Source organism: Nitrospira sp. BLG_2 (assembly GCF_049222245.1).
Genome location: NZ_JBLYIG010000734.1, coordinates 1 through 1521, shown reverse-complemented (window position 1 = coordinate 1521; position 1521 = coordinate 1). Strand labels below are relative to the sequence as shown.

General features: G+C 56.0%; 1 protein-coding gene. It reads right to left on the bottom strand.

The window, feature by feature from the left end; translation table 11 throughout:
- Positions 1-246: 246 nt before the first annotated feature.
- The coding region (locus tag ACOSYY_RS19645; RefSeq protein WP_421664649.1) for a hypothetical protein at positions 247-1521 on the bottom strand (1275 nt) is incomplete at its 5' end.

Sequence of the window (1521 nt, the reverse complement as noted above, 5' to 3'; positions counted from 1 at the left end):
AAGAAACCACAGAACAGGAATCCGGCACGATTGGTGATGATGGGCCTGATTTGTCCTGTCCTGGTAGCAGCGTGGTAGCAAACGCGGATGATGATATTGAAGTGTGAAACATCATGCTGATGGTCAATGACCGACCGGTCGTTGTACGGGGCGCCTCATTGTTTAGCACTTTCCGATGGGCTTACCTCAGAGAACGCTCATCTTCAGCGGCGGCACCGAGCGCCGTTCGCTGATGCTGTTGTTAGCTCACGACAGCGTATCTAGGGCATCCATATTCATGCTGCCCCAGAAAGATCGATCACTCGGCCAGAAGTTGTGCCATTGATCCACTCTGAGCTTCTCATGCCCTGCCTTCACGGCCGCACGCAGTTCATCTCCACTGCCTATCCCCGTGATTTTCACGAGCTTCTGAAAGTCGCGGTGCCGTGCCGCTCTGACGAAGAACGGGAACGCGCCGGTACGAGACGAATAGTGGAGTGTCTGTGGATACCACCGACAGCCTTCGGTGATGAAAGCCATCATCAACACGAGCAGTTCTGCCTGCATTACGGCGGCGAACGGGAGGTCGGTGCGATCCGCCTGACGCTTGATGAGCTCCGCTGCAGGTGCATAAAGTCTCTGCCCTTTAGGGGCAAGAATCTGGAGCGTATCGGAGTAACCGTAGAAGGTATCGAACGTGTCGAATCGGTTCACCCCAGACGCCTCGGTCTCAGGCAAGAGATAGTGATTAGTGAGAATAAGATGGAGACTGCCGAACGAGTCAGTCCTCAGGAGAGCCGCTACGATGTATAGGAAAGTCTCGTAGACGAATACGCGGTGCGCCTCGAACCACGCGTCATTCCAAGAATTGACTTCCGGCGGCCGCGACTTGAGTTCGAGCAACCGCTCCAGCAGAGAGACCAGAGCTTCGCCGAACTCCTCTGAAGGATTGGCCCCGGATTCCAGCAAGACCCATTCCACGATCTGATCGCGCACGAGCTTGAGCTTGCCGCAGTCTTCCAGAACGCGCTGCCCCATGTTCGTGACATCGGGCCGAGCTCGAATGCGCAGCGTATCGGCGTAACTGCAACACGCGTCGAGATAGTCCTGCCGATAGATCTTCAGCCCTCGCTTCTCTTGAATAATGGCCTGCCTGAGCGCCGTGAACTTCACCCCGGCTGGGCTAGCGGGTACGGTAACATCTGTTGTGACGTAGGTGGGCGCATGCCCGAGGGTCGGCTTCTCGTAAGCAGGCTTACCATAGAGAACTCGGATCAGCTGCTCCCAGTTGTCGTTCGCAGCCTCAGGACTAGAGAAGTCGATCCAGATGCGGGATTTGAGAAAGGTGGGGAGGAAGGGCTCGCCTGAATCGTCGAATTCACAGACAACTGGGAGGAACTTGGATTGCTGAACCTTTGAGTACACCTCACGCGAGATGATCTGTGATTCAGTACCGACGCCCGCCTTTCGCGCATCGGCCTGCGCGGCGTATTCCGAATCAGAGATGACTAGCACGTGGGTCACAGTCTCATCTGTGACCAT